The following is a 15,045-nucleotide window of genomic DNA, read 5'->3' as shown; positions in this document are numbered from 1 at the left end:
GTGGTAGGGAGAAATTTATAAATAACTTTTTTATTTGCTTTGGTAGCCAAGTAAGTTGCAAAAGAAAAATAGATACTGTTAAAAAGATAATGTAGACATAGAAACAAATACGTAAAATTTTAGTTAGAATAATGGCAAGGAGAAAAAATATGATAGATGAAAAAAAGTGTTTAAAAAATCTATTGGAGGATATGGATGATATTGAAGAAAGGCTATCTAAATGGACTGGGAAAGCAAATATATTTCAGATACTTAAGCTATCTAAAAATGAAATAAGACATAGTAATTTTTTAGCTTTTTTGTTTGCTCCAAATGAAATCCACAATTTATCTGATGAGTTTTTTAAAATGTTTTTGAAAAGGTATATAGATTCTAATGATGATACCAAAGCTGCTATCAATTATTTTGATGCTTTACTTAATAGCTATGAAGATTTAATTGTTTACAGAGAAAATAAGAATATTGATATTTTATTGGTATCGGAAAAAAATAAAATAGTGGTGTGCATCGAAAATAAAATTCTGTCTTCGGAGTCTGGAGGGCAACTTAATAAATACCAAATATATATAGAACGCAATTATTCTAACTATAAAAAAATTTTTGTTTTTTTAACTCCAGATGGAAATGAACCCACAAATCCTAGTTGGGGCATAATTACTTACAAGAATATCGTTGAAGAGAGTGTAAAATATTTTGTGTAAATAGAAAAAAGGAAGTCCCTTCTGTAGAATAGAGTTACCACAACACATTCACAGAAAAGAGGACTTCCATATGAACGATTTTACTACAGAAATTATGGAAATACTAATCAATAAAGGTGATTTGGATGATTTGTTTCGTCGTCACCTAGAATTGGCTATTAACGCTTTATTACAAGCTGAATTAACGGTATTTCTTGACTATGAAAAGTATGATAGAGCTGGATTTAATTCAGGTAATTCCCGTAATGGGAATTATTCGCGCTCTTTTAAAACAGAGTACGGTGAATTGAATTTAGTAATACCTAGAGATAGGAATGGAGACTTTTCTCAACAAACTTTACCTGCTTATAAAAGAACCAATGACTCTTTAGAAACCACTATTATTCAGCTAGTTCAAAAAGGAATTACTATGTCCGAAATCTCTGATCTAATCGAAAAAATGTATGGTCATTATTACACACCACAAACTATTTCAAATATGAGTAAAATTGTGTCTGAAGATGTTTCGGCATTTAAAGAAAGAACTTTAGAAGCTAAATACTCAGTCATTTTTATGGATGCTACTCATATTCCCTTAAAAAGACAAACCGTATCAAAAGAAGCTGTCTATATAGTAATTGGTATCAGGTTGGATGGAACTAAAGAGGTTCTAGGATTTACTATAGCTCCAACTGAATCTGCTTATGTTTGGAAAGAGATTCTTCAAGATCTAAAAGACCGTGGTTTAGAAGAGGTTTTGTTAGTCGTAACAGATGGTTTAAGTGGTATTGACGATAGTATTCATAGTGTTTATCCAAATGCTCAATTTCAACAATGTTGTGTCCATATATCTAGAAATATCGCTCATAAGGTTCGTGTTAGTGATCGACAAGAAATCTGTAGCGATTTCAAATTAGTTTACCAAGCAAGTTCAAAAGAAGAAGCAAATAATCAAATAAGGTTTATGATAGATAAATGGAAAAAGCAGTATCCACGAGTGGTTAAATTGCTCATGAATCCTGCTATATTAACCTTTTATAATTTCCCTCCGTCAATCAGAAGAACTATTTATTCAACTAATTTGATTGAAGGTTTTAACAAACAATTAAAGAAATATACCAAAAGAAAAGAGCAATTTCCTAATGAAGAATCTCTGGAGAGATTTCTAGTATCTCAATTCAACAACTATAATCAAAAGTTTCTATGCCGAGTTCATAAAGGTTTTAAAGAAATACATGATACATTAGAATCAATGTTTTAACTTGATCAACAGAATGGGCTTTTCCATTTACACATAATTATTGACACAACCTATTCTGTAAACTTACAAATAAAAGCTTATTCTTCAGCCACCTTCGGGTGGTTATTTTTTATAAAAAAATGTAAAAAAATATTGATACATAAATAAATTAGTTGTAGTAAATAGTTTTAGAATTGAATTTCTCTATCCTTTTTAAATAATTTTTTAGACAAAAAACAGAAAGTGTCTAAAGAAAGCTTGACGAAGAAAATAATTTTTAATAACTTATTTAAGGAAATTTTTTGAAGGAGAAGATAAAAGTGAGAAAAAAGATTATTATTAATGCTGGAGTAATTATAGGATTGATGTTAGTAATTTTCTCCGGAAAGCAATATGCTGATAATATTTTATTATGGGGAGGGGAAGATAATATTGAAAAGATCAACAACAATTTAACTATATTAGACACAGCTCTAGAAAATAAAGAGCAAAAAATTAGTATTTTAAATTCACAATTGTCTTCAAACAACCAAACTCTTGAACAACTAAGAACTAATATTGAAGTTTCCAAACAAAAAGTGGCATCTTTAGAAAACGACAAGAATCAATTAGTATCAGAGAAAACTAATTTAGAAAATCAATTGTCAGCAAAAGACTCTGAATTGCAAGGAAAACAAAATGAAATTAATGCGAAAATAGACGAAATTAACCAAAAAGTAGCTGAAATAAATCGATTAAATAGCGATTGGAATAATCGTTTACAAAATGAAAAGAACAAATTTAATGAAGAACAATCTACTATTAATAGTTTAAACCAGCAAATTAATCAAATGTTGAGTGAAAAAAATAACATTCAAAATCAACTGCAAGCTACTCAGCAAAAGCTAGAAGAAGAAAAGTCAAAAAATAGTAGTTTGAATAATTACATTGAAAAGCTTCAAAAAGCTAAAAATGATGTAGAGGATACCGCAAATAAAGCACAACAAATTGTAAATGAACATACAATCCAATAGATATAGTTTTAATTTAACAAATGGTATGTTTGGAGATAATGAGATAGAATATAAATGTCATAATATTATACAATCTAAACACCGTTTCCTTTTCTATTTTTGATGACATCAGTATATAGCTACTCGAAAGAGTAGTCTTTTTATTATTCTCGCTTATTATTGATATGAAAATTTCGATTTGACAAAAGGTACCGAATAATTTTGTAATATGAATTATTATCAAGAAGTAATTATGATGATAACATATGGAAACTAGTTAGTAATAATAACAGGTGATTAAACTTTTGAACGACTTGTAATTCTATATTTTTTCTTTTAAGTAAAAAATATAGGTGATTTTTTTTGACTTCATATTTATAATAAAGACACGTAAATCAATTATTTTTCATTTTACTTTAACTAATAATGTTTATTTGGAGGGATTATTATGTTAGATGATAGATTGACGTGTTCTAATTGTGGTACATTATTTTACTATGAGGAAGTTAGAAATATTGTAAAACATAGAAAAAAAGAAATGCCTATACGTTGTCCAAATTGCAATGAAGTTATTAAGCGAAAGTTGTCTCATGGTTATTTTGTCAGCTACGAACTATATGAAGAAAGTAAAATAAATCTGAAAAAAAAACCAAAATACTATAAAAATTTGAAAACTGGAGCTATTATAACTGAAAAAGAATTTAAAAATTTAGTGACTGAAGAAGAAAGCAGGTTTTATAATTTGTCTGGTAATATTTGCCCTGGATTTATGGATCAGATTATTGAAAATGAGTCAATTGAATCAATTGAAAACTATGTTCCTGTTGACTTACCAAAATAGAAAAAATAATCCTGTTTTTACAGTGAATTATTTTAATTTTGATTTTCAATAAAAATATATTACAATAATAATCGTAATAGCTAATGAAACAATTTCTCAATCTTTTTACCACTCCAAACAGGGAGCGTCAATAATTTTGTGTAAATAACTCGTCCTTCTGCAAAATAATGGGTTACTCAGTAAACATTGAAGCTAATGTATCCGTCACTTGTTGGAAGCCTTTATGGCTTCTATTTAAGAATTTTTGATTGTATGTATCAAAGATGGATACTAGGAAACGCTCTAGTGATTCTTCATTTTGAAACTGCTCTTTTCTGCGGCTGTATTTCTTGATTTGTTTATTGAAAGATTCGATTGTAGAACCAGAAGGAATGGAGAACACTTTTGAACTTTACAACAAAACTACTGTTGATAAATTAATTCCAATTTTAGTTCCAACTGATTTAAATGGTCATGATGTTTTACTTCGTTTTAACGGATTTTTAGGTGAGGATTATAGATACCTAAAAATTTCTGATCCTCAACCTTTAACAGAATAATAAAAAACGTGTAATCAATTATTTGATTACACGTTTTTTATTTCAATCTTCGTTGTAGTAGTGGTTGCGACATACCGAAAGGTAATCTTCATTACCTCCTACTACAATCTGTTCACCTGAATAAACTGGAATACCATCAACAATACGAGCATTCATTACAGCCTTTTTATTGCAAAAATGGCAAATAGTTTTAATTTCCTCAATTTTATCAGCAAATGTCAATAATGCTTCGGATCCCTTGAAGAGATTATTTTGAAAATCATTCTTCAATCCATAGCAAATTACTGGTACTTCCTCATTCATTACGATAAGTGATAGATCAATAATATTCTCTCTACTTAAAAATTGAGACTCATCGACCAAAATACAATCAACTTTTCCGTACTGATCAATAATCTCCACTAATTCTCCGTACACATCCATTTCAGAAGTAATTGCAATAGCTGGTTTCGAAACACCTATACGACTCTCAACTTTTCCAAATCCTGATCGAGTATCTATTGCGCTTGTCATTATGATAACTCTCTTCCCTTGTTCTTCATAATTATGAGCCACTTTCAGTAGCTCAATACTCTTTCCACTATTCATTGTTCCATATCTGTAAAATAATTGTGCCATTAAATTTATTCCCTTCTTTTACAATTCAATTATTCCTTAATTCCATCTGCTTTTATGCAGCTGCTCGTTTATTCCTTGATATGTCTATAACATCTACTATCCCTAAAACCAATTTATAAGCCATTAGAGATGGTATTCCTGAACATCTCTCATATTGTTTTTTGAGTGGTATATCATCTGAAAAACTGAAGGAATCATGAAAATAGCGACATACTTATCATTTAGAGTTCTAACTTTAAATGCATTTACTTCTTCAGTCAGCACTTTAGTCATGTTGGACATGGTTTGGGGCGTGTAGTGATGCCCATACATTTTCTCAATCAAGTCTGCGATTTCCGACATGGTAATACCTTTTCGGAAGAGGTGAATGACGGTCTCCTCTAATGTGTCATTCGTCCGTCTATAAGCAGGAACAGTCTGTTGCTTGAACTCGCCATTGCGGTCGCGCGGAATCTGGAGATGAAGTTCCCCATACTCGGTCTTGACCGTACGGTCATAGGAGCCGTTACGAGAATTACCCGTGTTAAAACCAATGCGATCGTACTTTTCGTAATCGAGGAAAGCCGTTAACTCCGTTTTGAGAAGCGTATTGACAGCTTTTTCCAAATGGACACGGAATAATCCATTCAAATCGCCTTTGTTCGCTAGAGTCTTTAGGATTTCTGTAGTAAAATCGTTCATATGGAAGTCCTCTTTTCTGTGAATGTGTTGTGGTAACTCTATTCTACAGAAGGGACTTCCTTTTTTCTATTTACACAAAATATTTTACACTCTCAACAAAAGTATCTTCGATTAATACTTGCTCAAGTTATGTGCAGCTACGAAAAAGTAGGTACCGAGGTACTTTCTTTTTCGCAGCTTTTTTTGGACTTATGAGAAGTACATTCGCTGGAAGAATACGATATAAAACGAGCTTTTTCACTAAAGATATTAATAGAGTGAAAGAAACAAGCTTTTGTTGTCAGTTTTTTCACTTTTCTAAAAATGAAAATAAAAAATTCTGGAAGTGGAGAAGAATTTTGCTTGCTATACTTTGTCTTGTAGAAAAGAGGTGGACAAAATAATGCAAGCTCAAATAAGCGATTTTCCATAACCTTGGTAGGAATGACAAATTAAATAGGAAAGGGAAGTAATAATATGAATAAAAAAAAGTTATCTCTATTCGGTTTTTTTGCCCTGACAGCTTCCATGGTTTTGACTGTTTATGAGTATCCGACCTTTGCAACATCACAATTACATTTGGTTTTCTTTCTTCTTTTGGGAGGTATTTTATGGTTTCTACCAGTTGCTTTATGTGCTGCAGAAATGGCAACAGTTGAAGGATGGAAAGATGGTGGGATTTTCAGTTGGGTTAGTCAAACTTTAGGAGAACGTTTTGGTTTTGCAGCTATTTTTTTCCAATGGTTTCAAATTACAGTAGGTTTTATTACAATGATCTACTTCATACTAGGAGCGCTGTCGTATGTAATTAATTTTCCAGAGCTTAATACAGATCCATTTATCAAGTTTATTGGTGTATTAGTCATTTTCTGGGTACTGACTTTTTCACAGTTGGGCGGGACCAATCGTACCGCTAAAATTGCTAAAGCAGGATTTGTCATTGGAATTGTTATTCCTTCGATCATTCTCTTTGGTTTAGCAGCAGCCTACTTTATCGGCGGTAATCCGATTCAAATGGCTATTAATGCGAAAGCTTTTATTCCTGACTTTTCTCAGCTTTCAACTTTAGTAGTATTTGTATCTTTTATATTGGCTTATATGGGCGTAGAAGCTTCAGCATCACATATTAATGAGCTGGAAAATCCCCAAAGAAACTACCCATTGGCAATGTTTTTACTAGTGATTTTGGCCATCGCCTTAGATGCAATCGGCGGTTTCTCAGTAGCAGCGGTTATTCCACAACATGACTTGTCTCTCAGTGCTGGTGTAATCCAAACATTTGAAACGCTTATTTTACATTTTAACAGTCATTTACATTGGTTGGTAAAAGTGATTGCTCTCATGATTGCCTGTGGCGTTATGGGTGAAGTTAGTTCTTGGGTAGTTGGTCCATCACGAGGGATGTTCGCAGCTGCTCAGCGAGGTCTGTTACCAGTTTTCTTCCGGAAAACTAATAAACAAGACGTTCCAGTTCCGTTGATTATGATACAAGGAATTATCGTTACTATTTGGGCAGCAGTCTTAACTTTTGGTGGAGGAGGCAACAATTTATCATTCTTAGTAGCAATCTCCTTAACTGTTGTCATTTATCTCGTAGGATATTTACTATTTTTCCTAGGTTACTTTGTATTAGTTTTTAAGAAAAAAGACTTAAAACGAACTTACAATGTACCAGGAAAAACTGTTGGCAAAACGATTATCGGTGGAATTGGTTTTATTTTATCAGTGTTCGCATTGCTTATCTCTTTTGTACCACCAGCTTCAATTGCAGCTAGTGAGCACCGAACATACCAAATCATACTACTTATTAGCTTTGTAGTGACTGTTCTTTTACCTTTTATCATTTATGAAGTACATGATAAAAGTGCTCACACAACTATTGAGGAACCTACTCACGTGAAAGCTGAAGACGTTAATCCCGCTGTTTATCCAGCTGCTAGAGGAGAGCACCACGTTACAAAAAATGATGAACATATTTTAAAACATTAGGAGGAATTCATTATGTTATACGGAAAAGATAATCAAGAAGAAAAAAACTATTTGGAACCAATTTTTGGCTCTGCAAGTGAGGATGTTGACTTGCCTAAATATAAGTTAAACAAAGAATCCATTGAACCACGAATTGCTTATCAATTAGTACAAGACGAGATGTTGGATGAAGGAAATGCGCGATTAAACTTAGCTACTTTTTGTCAAACGTATATGGAACCTGAAGCAGTGAAATTGATGACCCAAACGTTAGAAAAAAATGCAATTGATAAATCAGAATACCCACGAACAACGGAAATTGAAAACCGCTGTGTAAATATGATTGCTGATTTATGGCATGCTCCAAATAATGAAAAATTCATGGGAACTTCAACGATCGGCTCTTCAGAAGCCTGCATGCTGGGTGGTATGGCCATGAAATTTGCTTGGCGTAAACGTGCTGAAAAATTAGGTCTTGATATTCAAGCAAAAAAACCTAACCTGGTGATCTCTTCTGGTTACCAAGTTTGTTGGGAAAAATTCTGTGTATATTGGGATGTGGAACTGAGAGAAGTCCCAATGGATGAAAAACATATGTCAATTAATCTAGATACTGTCATGGATTATGTGGATGAGTACACAATTGGTATTGTAGGTATTATGGGTATTACTTACACTGGTCGTTATGATGATATCAAGGGTCTGAATGATTTAGTTGAAGCTCACAATAAACAAACTGACTATAAAGTATACATTCATGTTGACGCTGCATCGGGTGGCTTTTATGCACCATTTACTGAACCTGATCTAGTTTGGGATTTTCAATTGAAAAATGTTATCTCAATTAATTCTTCAGGTCACAAATATGGTTTGGTATATCCAGGTGTGGGTTGGGTCTTATGGCGTGACCAACAATACTTACCAGAAGAATTAGTATTTAAAGTTAGTTACTTAGGTGGAGAAATGCCAACTATGGCTATCAACTTCTCTCATAGTGCAGCACAACTAATTGGGCAATACTACAACTTTGTACGCTATGGCTTTGATGGTTATCGTGATATTCACCAAAGAACTCATGATGTTGCTGTTTATTTAGCCAAAGAGATCGAAAAAACTGGTATTTTTGAAATCATTAATGATGGATCAGAATTGCCAGTTGTGTGCTATAAGCTGAAAGAAGATCCCAATCGCGAATGGACACTATATGATTTATCTGATCGTCTGTTAATGAAGGGATGGCAAGTCCCAGCCTACCCATTACCTAAAGACTTGGATCAATTAATTATTCAACGCTTAGTTGTTCGAGCAGACTTTGGAATGAACATGGCTGGTGATTATGTACAAGATATGAACCAAGCAATTGAAGAGTTGAATAAAGCTCATATTGTTTATCATAAAAAACAGGATGTGAAAACGTACGGCTTTACTCACTAAAATTCTTCAGAGAAATATAAAAGAAGTTAATTAACTAATAAAAGGAGTTGTGATTACCACACAGCTCCTTAAATCTATTTGAATAAATATATGATATTCATTTGTTACACTCTCAATCTTAGCTGTTGTTCTATTCATCATTACTCTTATTGTAAGTAGTTCAGTCAAATTTGCTTGTTCAATTGATCGATAACAGTATGAATTGTTTGAAAAGTAATCGGATATATAATTGTTTTCTCACTACCTAAGCCTTCTTGGTATAAAGAACTATCGCAAAGTATAATCCGCTGAGTACAAAAGAAAGTGTCGTCTACTATTTCTCTAAGTTGTTTACAAATGATATTACTAATAGAAAAGTGTTTTCCCAAAATGTCTTCTAACTGTTGTCGATAGTATAAATACCTAAAGTCTGACGGAGCTACTATGAACACTTCAATTGGAGATTTCCGTTTATGCTCATTTAAAAGACTTAAACTAATGGTTAGTTTACGAATAGAATTCTCATTCCAACGCAGAAATAAATTGTTTTGTTTTCGCCATTGTTCAAGAATTTCATGAACTTCTAAGTACAAAGCGCGTTGCTCTTCATTTAACAAGTAAGTCTTATCAGGTTGAAATATCTGAATATCAGCCCAAAGTGAGCGGATAAACGGGAGAAGTGCTTTATCAAAAAGTATCTGATTTTCTTCAGATATATTCAGAGATAAGATAAGTTTTTGACTGAGCTCAATCACCAAAGGGTTATCTGCTACATGGTTTTGATAAACAACGTTCAAGTCTTTTTGTAACAATTCAAAGTTATCGCATAGATAATTTCTAGAGTTGAATAGAAAGTAGATATAAAGGCATTCATCTTCGTCATGACATAAAGAGAAAGAAAGTTGCTCTAATCCTTTCTGTATTAGCTGAAACAAGGGAGTATGTCGGGCAACTCTTTTTTCTTCCTGACTAAAATATATTGGGTTAGTCTTAGATCTCTGCAAACCGATAGCGATACCTAATAAAATAAATTGTTTTTCAACTGTAGGGTAACTTCTTGAAAAAAAATGTTTTTCTACATAATCAATCAATTGTTGACCGCTTTGAATAATTGATTTATTTAGCTGGATCAACTCTGTCCGATTTGTCTCATAGATTATCGTTAGTAACAAACTTCGATAATCCTTTTCAGGAATTTCAAAATGGCCATCAGCATTTAAGTACTGCATTTGTTTAAAAAAATTAATCAACTCATTTCGTAAGTTGTAAACTTTGCTTAACGAAATGAAGGTAGTATCAGCTATATTACTCCAATTGTGTTCCCCTGATAAATAATGTCCTAGTACATTGAAAAAGTCAGAGCGCTGATAGATGAGTTGAGTGAGTGCCAACCTCGAAAACGAAGAGTCGAATGCGACTGTAAAGCTACTTCTAGATTTCTCCACTGAAATAATTTGCTGATGGAGTATGTCGGTAATGCATTCCAAGTCGTTAGTGACAGTGAGTGGGCAAACGTTCAATTGATCTGCTATTTCGCGAATCTGAATGGTCCCTTTTTCGTGTAATTGCTCACAAATGTAAACTTGACGAAAAATACTTTTCTCCAGATAGGTTTCCAACATAGTACTCCTCCTAGTCATTTTATACATAACTATTATAACTCTACCAATCGGAATAGTCCTGTAATATATTGAATCAAAAATATAAATTATAAAATAATTAGATGGGGTATTTGGTTTAAGTATCCCTTATATAGTAATAAATTTATAGGTGTGATTCTCGAATTAATACCCGAAAATGTGAGAGAATTTTTATGGATTTTTTAGGATACAAATTAATTATTTTTGCTTTTATCCTGATTACCAGTCCAGTACTGTCGGTATCCCATTTTGCAGCAAAATCATGTTGATAAAGTGACAAGAAGACTGATGAGATATATTATCCAAATTGAGAAGATAATTAATCGGATTCTTGAGTATACCCTACTTTTTAAGAAAGTAGGGTATACAAGCGTATGAATAAAGACATAACTTTCCCTGTGATGGACGTTCGGCTTGTTCCAATTACCAAAATACAGGCGAACGATTATAATCCCAATCGAGTAGCGTCTCCGGAAATGAACTTATTGGAGCTTTCTATCATTGAAGATGGCTTTACTCAACCATTAGTTTGTTATTACAAGGAAAAAGAAGAGAAGTATATCTTGGTTGATGTGCTTCATAGGTATCGTGTTGCTAAGGAAAGACTCAACTTAAAAGTTGTACCGGTAACAGTTATTGATAAACCCATAGAAGAACGTATGGCTTCAACAATTCGACACAATCGTGCAAGAGGGACCCATGAAATAAGAGGAATGGAAATTGTCATCCAAAGATTAGTAAAAAATGGATGGTCAGACAAGAGAATATCCAAAGAATTAGGCATGGACATTGAAGAAATTTTTCGCTTTAAGCAAGTGTCTGGTGGAATGGCAACAGTTTTTTTGACAAATTTTATAAGGTGCAGAACTTCTTTCCGTATGCTATTCCGATTGTCCTTGACAATGAGCCTCCTCGGATGTGACGATCTTCGGCAGGAGCTAACAGTTAAAGTTAGACTGCCTCGCTAGCGTTAGCACATCCGAGCTCATTATCAAGGATTCGCTGCGCCAATCTCTGGTTACGGTAACCAACCGGTGTCTCGTAGCCAAGTGTACCGTGCAACCGAAGGTGGTTCCACCAATTGACATAGTCAAATAACTCCAAATCCAATTGTTGTAAGGTTTCAAATGTGTATTGATAGACAAATTCTACTTTCAACGACTTATAAGTTGATTCAGCTACGGCATTATCAAAAGGACAGCCTTTATGACTCAATGATCGATTGATGTCAAAAGTTGTTAATAATTCATCAATAGCTTGGTTATCAAACTCTTTTCCACGATCAGTATGAAAAATCTCAACCTCTGTCAGAGGTTGTTTGATACGGCTAAATGCTTTTTTACTAGAACGGCATCTTTATGTTCTCCACAAGAATAGCCGAGAATTTCTCGATTGAACAGATCCAAAATGAAACAGACATAATTCCATTTTTTCCTGACTCGTACATAAGTCAAGTCTGTTACGATCGCTTCTAATGGGTTGTCTCTTAAGAATTTACGATTCAATACGTTTGTCGTTTTGGCTTCATTGCAAGTAGAATGATGTACTTTAAAATAAGCAACAGTATAGCTCGATTTTAATCCTCTATTTTTCATGATTCTACTAATTTTTCGTCGGCTGATCTGAATGCCTCGTTTTGATAAGGCTTTTTTTATTTTTCTTGAGCCGTAGGCCTTTCGGCTGCGGATAAATTCTTCAGCGACTACTTCTTCAAGTTCTGATTCGTCTTTCTTTGGTTTTGATTGATAATAATAGGACTGACGTGATAGACCTAATATTCTGCACATCGCTGATATAGGGTAAAGATGCTTATTCGCATCGATTACTTGTCTCTTCGTCCGAATATCAGCGCTGCTTGCTTTAAAATATCATTTTCCATTTCTAATTGCTGGTTTCTTTTACGTAGTTCTAACAATTCTTTTTGTTCAGGCGTAAGATTATCTTTTTCTTTGAATGAACCACTCGTTTTAGATTGCTTTACCCATTTGTCAAATGCTGAAGCCGTTAGTTCATATTCTCAAATGATTTCTACACGTGGCTTTCCAGCTAAGTAAAGATTGACGATTTGTTGCTTGAATTCTTGTGAAAAAGTTCTTCGTGTTCTCTTAGACATAAAAATTCCTCCTGGTATGTTTTCTTCTAGTCTACACACCTTAATTTTTATGTCTAGTTAATTGTAGCCTATCCAGCATTTCTTATGTTTAGTTGTGATGTCTATTCAGTTAATTGAAACAAATAATATAGCAATGAAATAGAGATAAATTCAAATATATATTATATCCATGAAGCCCAATCTTCTTTAATAGAAGATTGGGCTATTTTTATGGCAAAGGAGGGAAAAGAAATGTTTCAAAATAAAGGACAACGTTATATCACAAAGGGAGTAATGGACAGTTTGCCGGTGGAATTACAAGCTTTATGTTGGAATCTAATCGATCAAAACGTTCAAAAGCAATTTCCTTTAGACTATCTTCAAATTTTTGAATTTTCTACGGAAAAAGGAAATCAAAAGTTGGTTCATCGTCAAGAAGAACCGGAAGAAAGAAAAGAGTATCTGATTTCACCTAAGCTTCGTTTGAAATCAGTGTCTCAAAAAATATGGGTCATTGATTCGGGTGAGTATCAAACGATGTTATTACCAGAAGAATACTAATATCTAAAAGAAAGGAGAGAAATGACTTGTTAGAAACGTCTATCGAAGTACTGGAAAAGTGTGCACAGCTAGTCACTACTCCTGAAGAGTGGGGCTATGAATCCGTTACGATGGAAAAAGAGGAAATTGAAATGGGTATGCTTCCTGAAGATGTTACTCTACCACGTTTAGTAATGACACATCTTTATATTTATTGCGCACCAGAAGATGGAAAAGACTATGTAGTTTATTTCATTACAGATATTACCAGCCAGCGAGAATTTGTTCGCGGGTTACTGGTAGAAGGACGTTTGGTTTGGAGTCAGATTGGAGGAACCAATGAATAAGATCGATTATTTGAGAATGATTGCGAAATGTTTAGAAGATATCCTTACAGCGATTCATCAAATTCTGAAGAAAAAAGGAGAAAGAATATGAAATATTTTCAACTAGTATTGACACTTATAACAGCAATGGTAATTGAAGTGCTTGAACAAAAATTAGCATAGGAGAAAAAGAGATGATTGAAAAAGAATTAGTGACCACACAAACAGAAGTTTGGCGAGATCCTCATCATACCCATCGCTATGTTTTCAAACGACAATGGGCGATCAAAGGAAAAGAAGCGGAAGATAAATTAGCAGTAGTCATTACTATTCGTCCAACAGATACAGAACCATTTACGAATGATTTGAGTATGTTATTAATCGAAAAGAATATCCGACAATTAGGATTTACTGGTTTTATTGCTGTGAATCTTTTTTCGTATACAAAAGCGAAAAGTCCTCGGGTATTTCCTCGTGGAAATGATGAACAATCTTTGGAAATATTAACAACTGTTTTTACAGAAAAGAAAATCAATACCATTATTTTTGCTTGTGGTTCGATTACAGCGACGAGTCAAGTGGCTTATGAACAAGCAAAGACTATTTACGATCAATTGAGTGCGAAACAAAAGAAGATGACCAAAGTATTGATAAATGCAGAAGGTAAGTTATCCCACCCACTAAGTATTCATGTTCGTAATGAATGGCAATTGGCAGATAGTCAATTATTATTTCAAGAAAAATAACATTTTATTTTCTCATGTTACTTATAAGTAGTTTTACATGCTTTTTGACTTTAAAAATACATGTGATGATACATGTTATATGAATTATCAATGTACCCAGTAATATGCTATTTTCATTATGTAAAAAATAACAGGGGGTGTGTAGATGGAGATTGATGAAACTTGTTTGAGTAACTCTTATAAAAGTATGAATGACTTTTTTGAGGAAATGGAACTGGATTCAGAATTGCTCTATCAATTTTATCTTGCTTTTCGAGGGCAACAGATTTCTTTTCCAATGAAAATGTACGATCGTGAGTTAGTTAGAAAAAGAATCGAAAACATGATAGAACAGGAAAAAACTGTAGATATCCGTCAATTGACAGAAGTTTATGGTTTCTCTGCAAGATGGATTCAAAAAGTAATTAAACAAAAAGAAAGGAGACGAGTACATGGCTAAGCTGATTGTATTAGGTGGTTTAATTTACGGTGGATATTGGTTATATAAGTATATTCTTGCACATCCGAATATAGATAAAGGAAAAGTAATTAAGACAGTTGGGGTAATCATAGTTGGACTCATAGCTCTAACTAAGAAAAATAATACTAATAGCCCAAAAATAATGAGAACTTATCGCTGTAGAGGATGTGGAAGGGAAATTTCTACTAGTTTTAATCCATCTGAGAGTCCTCAAGGAAGAGACCGCTGCCATACGGGCTATCGACATTATTGGGAAAGAATCGATTAAAAGATTACCATTTAGATCAATT

Annotated in this window: 15 protein-coding genes and 3 pseudogenes; 13 read left to right on the top strand and 5 right to left on the bottom strand. The window is 33.2% G+C overall.

All coding sequences use genetic code 11. The features are described from left to right. Positions 1–149: 149 nt before the first annotated feature. From AB3H90_RS10945 to AB3H90_RS10930, 4 genes are all read left to right on the top strand, one after another. On the top strand, positions 150–701 hold the full coding sequence (locus AB3H90_RS10945; RefSeq protein ID WP_010723382.1) for a PD-(D/E)XK nuclease family protein: 552 nt from the start codon (positions 150–152) through the stop codon (positions 699–701). Between the two features lie 70 nt (positions 702–771). After that, the gene (locus AB3H90_RS10940; RefSeq protein ID WP_081202196.1) at positions 772–1,941 is read left to right on the top strand and encodes an IS256-like element ISEfa13 family transposase; all 1,170 of its coding nucleotides are present in this window, start codon (positions 772–774) and stop codon (positions 1,939–1,941) included. A 299-nt stretch (positions 1,942–2,240) separates the two neighbouring features. Beyond that, a complete protein-coding gene (locus AB3H90_RS10935; protein ID WP_002287844.1) occupies positions 2,241–2,933 on the top strand; it encodes a hypothetical protein in 693 nt (230 codons plus the stop codon). A gap of 427 nt (positions 2,934–3,360) precedes the next feature. After that, a complete protein-coding gene (locus AB3H90_RS10930) occupies positions 3,361–3,753 on the top strand; it encodes a hypothetical protein (RefSeq protein ID WP_002287845.1) in 393 nt (130 codons plus the stop codon). 172 nt (positions 3,754–3,925) lie between these two features. On the opposite strand, the pseudogene AB3H90_RS10925 reads toward AB3H90_RS10930, so the two are convergent. Then, positions 3,926–4,129, bottom strand: a pseudogene (locus AB3H90_RS10925) (IS256 family transposase); the annotation flags it as partial. Between AB3H90_RS10925 and AB3H90_RS10920 the strand changes: the two are divergent. Next, the gene (locus AB3H90_RS10920; protein ID WP_154067201.1) at positions 4,125–4,292 is read left to right on the top strand and encodes a hypothetical protein; all 168 of its coding nucleotides are present in this window, start codon (positions 4,125–4,127) and stop codon (positions 4,290–4,292) included. The pseudogene AB3H90_RS10925 and the gene AB3H90_RS10920 overlap by 5 nt on opposite strands. Before the next feature lie 42 nt (positions 4,293–4,334). On the opposite strand, the gene AB3H90_RS10915 is transcribed toward AB3H90_RS10920, so the two are convergent. Both AB3H90_RS10915 and AB3H90_RS10910 read right to left on the bottom strand, forming a co-directional pair. Beyond that, entirely contained in the window at positions 4,335–4,910 is a 576-nt protein-coding gene (locus AB3H90_RS10915; protein ID WP_002287847.1) for a thymidine kinase, read from the bottom strand. Positions 4,911–5,064: 154 nt separating this feature from the next. Continuing rightward, positions 5,065–5,591, bottom strand: a pseudogene (locus AB3H90_RS10910) (transposase); the annotation flags it as partial. A 456-nt stretch (positions 5,592–6,047) separates the two neighbouring features. Between AB3H90_RS10910 and gadC the strand changes: the two are divergent. After that, entirely contained in the window at positions 6,048–7,559 is a 1,512-nt protein-coding gene (gadC, locus tag AB3H90_RS10905) for a glutamate:gamma-aminobutyrate antiporter (protein ID WP_002287851.1), read from the top strand. A gap of 12 nt (positions 7,560–7,571) precedes the next feature. After that, complete coding sequence (locus AB3H90_RS10900) at positions 7,572–8,972, top strand: glutamate decarboxylase (RefSeq protein ID WP_002287852.1); 1,401 nt, start codon at positions 7,572–7,574, stop codon at positions 8,970–8,972. A gap of 164 nt (positions 8,973–9,136) precedes the next feature. Here the strand turns inward: AB3H90_RS10900 and AB3H90_RS10895 are convergent, their stop codons facing one another. After that, positions 9,137–10,573, bottom strand: coding sequence for a DNA-binding protein (locus AB3H90_RS10895; RefSeq protein ID WP_081125809.1), 1,437 nt, complete (start codon positions 10,571–10,573; stop codon positions 9,137–9,139). Positions 10,574–10,965: 392 nt separating this feature from the next. On the opposite strand from AB3H90_RS10895, the gene AB3H90_RS10890 reads away from it, so the two are divergent. Further along, positions 10,966–11,559: a ParB/RepB/Spo0J family partition protein gene (locus tag AB3H90_RS10890; protein WP_002287856.1), complete on the top strand. Its 594-nt coding sequence runs from the start codon at positions 10,966–10,968 to the stop codon at positions 11,557–11,559. Here AB3H90_RS10890 and AB3H90_RS10885 read toward each other — a convergent pair. Continuing rightward, positions 11,543–12,704, bottom strand: a pseudogene (locus tag AB3H90_RS10885) (IS3 family transposase). The gene AB3H90_RS10890 and the pseudogene AB3H90_RS10885 overlap by 17 nt on opposite strands. A 231-nt stretch (positions 12,705–12,935) precedes the next feature. Between AB3H90_RS10885 and AB3H90_RS10880 the strand changes: the two are divergent. From AB3H90_RS10880 to AB3H90_RS10860, 5 genes are all read left to right on the top strand, one after another. Continuing rightward, entirely contained in the window at positions 12,936–13,244 is a 309-nt protein-coding gene (locus tag AB3H90_RS10880; protein WP_128427701.1) for a DUF960 domain-containing protein, read from the top strand. 26 nt (positions 13,245–13,270) lie between these two features. Continuing rightward, positions 13,271–13,570: a 4'-phosphopantetheinyl transferase gene (locus AB3H90_RS10875; RefSeq protein WP_002389983.1), complete on the top strand. Its 300-nt coding sequence runs from the start codon at positions 13,271–13,273 to the stop codon at positions 13,568–13,570. Positions 13,571–13,743: 173 nt separating this feature from the next. Further along, a complete protein-coding gene (locus tag AB3H90_RS10870; RefSeq protein WP_002312616.1) occupies positions 13,744–14,295 on the top strand; it encodes a DUF1643 domain-containing protein in 552 nt (183 codons plus the stop codon). 145 nt (positions 14,296–14,440) lie between these two features. After that, positions 14,441–14,734: a Mor transcription activator family protein gene (locus tag AB3H90_RS10865; protein WP_002296258.1), complete on the top strand. Its 294-nt coding sequence runs from the start codon at positions 14,441–14,443 to the stop codon at positions 14,732–14,734. Beyond that, complete coding sequence (locus AB3H90_RS10860) at positions 14,727–15,023, top strand: hypothetical protein (RefSeq protein WP_125179289.1); 297 nt, start codon at positions 14,727–14,729, stop codon at positions 15,021–15,023. Before AB3H90_RS10865 ends, AB3H90_RS10860 begins: the two co-directional genes overlap by 8 nt. The last annotated feature ends 22 nt before the right edge of the window (positions 15,024–15,045 follow it).

Source organism: Enterococcus sp. C63, from assembly GCF_040887215.1.
Classification (GTDB): Bacteria; Bacillota; Bacilli; order Lactobacillales; family Enterococcaceae; genus Enterococcus_B; species Enterococcus_B hirae.
This window is presented reverse-complemented; position numbering and strand designations above follow the sequence as displayed.

Coding starts and splice junctions, on each gene's coding strand:
- AB3H90_RS10945 (WP_010723382.1), top strand. CDS start 150: ATGATAGATGAAAAAAAGTGTTTAAAAAATCTATTGGAGGATATGGAT.
- AB3H90_RS10940 (WP_081202196.1), top strand. CDS start 772: ATGAACGATTTTACTACAGAAATTATGGAAATACTAATCAATAAAGGT.
- AB3H90_RS10930 (WP_002287845.1), top strand. CDS start 3,361: ATGTTAGATGATAGATTGACGTGTTCTAATTGTGGTACATTATTTTAC.
- AB3H90_RS10920 (WP_154067201.1), top strand. CDS start 4,125: ATGGAGAACACTTTTGAACTTTACAACAAAACTACTGTTGATAAATTA.
- AB3H90_RS10915 (WP_002287847.1), bottom strand. CDS start 4,910: ATGGCACAATTATTTTACAGATATGGAACAATGAATAGTGGAAAGAGT.
- gadC (WP_002287851.1), top strand. CDS start 6,048: ATGAATAAAAAAAAGTTATCTCTATTCGGTTTTTTTGCCCTGACAGCT.
- AB3H90_RS10900 (WP_002287852.1), top strand. CDS start 7,572: ATGTTATACGGAAAAGATAATCAAGAAGAAAAAAACTATTTGGAACCA.
- AB3H90_RS10895 (WP_081125809.1), bottom strand. CDS start 10,573: ATGTTGGAAACCTATCTGGAGAAAAGTATTTTTCGTCAAGTTTACATT.
- AB3H90_RS10890 (WP_002287856.1), top strand. CDS start 10,966: ATGAATAAAGACATAACTTTCCCTGTGATGGACGTTCGGCTTGTTCCA.
- AB3H90_RS10880 (WP_128427701.1), top strand. CDS start 12,936: ATGTTTCAAAATAAAGGACAACGTTATATCACAAAGGGAGTAATGGAC.
- AB3H90_RS10870 (WP_002312616.1), top strand. CDS start 13,744: ATGATTGAAAAAGAATTAGTGACCACACAAACAGAAGTTTGGCGAGAT.
- AB3H90_RS10865 (WP_002296258.1), top strand. CDS start 14,441: ATGGAGATTGATGAAACTTGTTTGAGTAACTCTTATAAAAGTATGAAT.
- AB3H90_RS10860 (WP_125179289.1), top strand. CDS start 14,727: ATGGCTAAGCTGATTGTATTAGGTGGTTTAATTTACGGTGGATATTGG.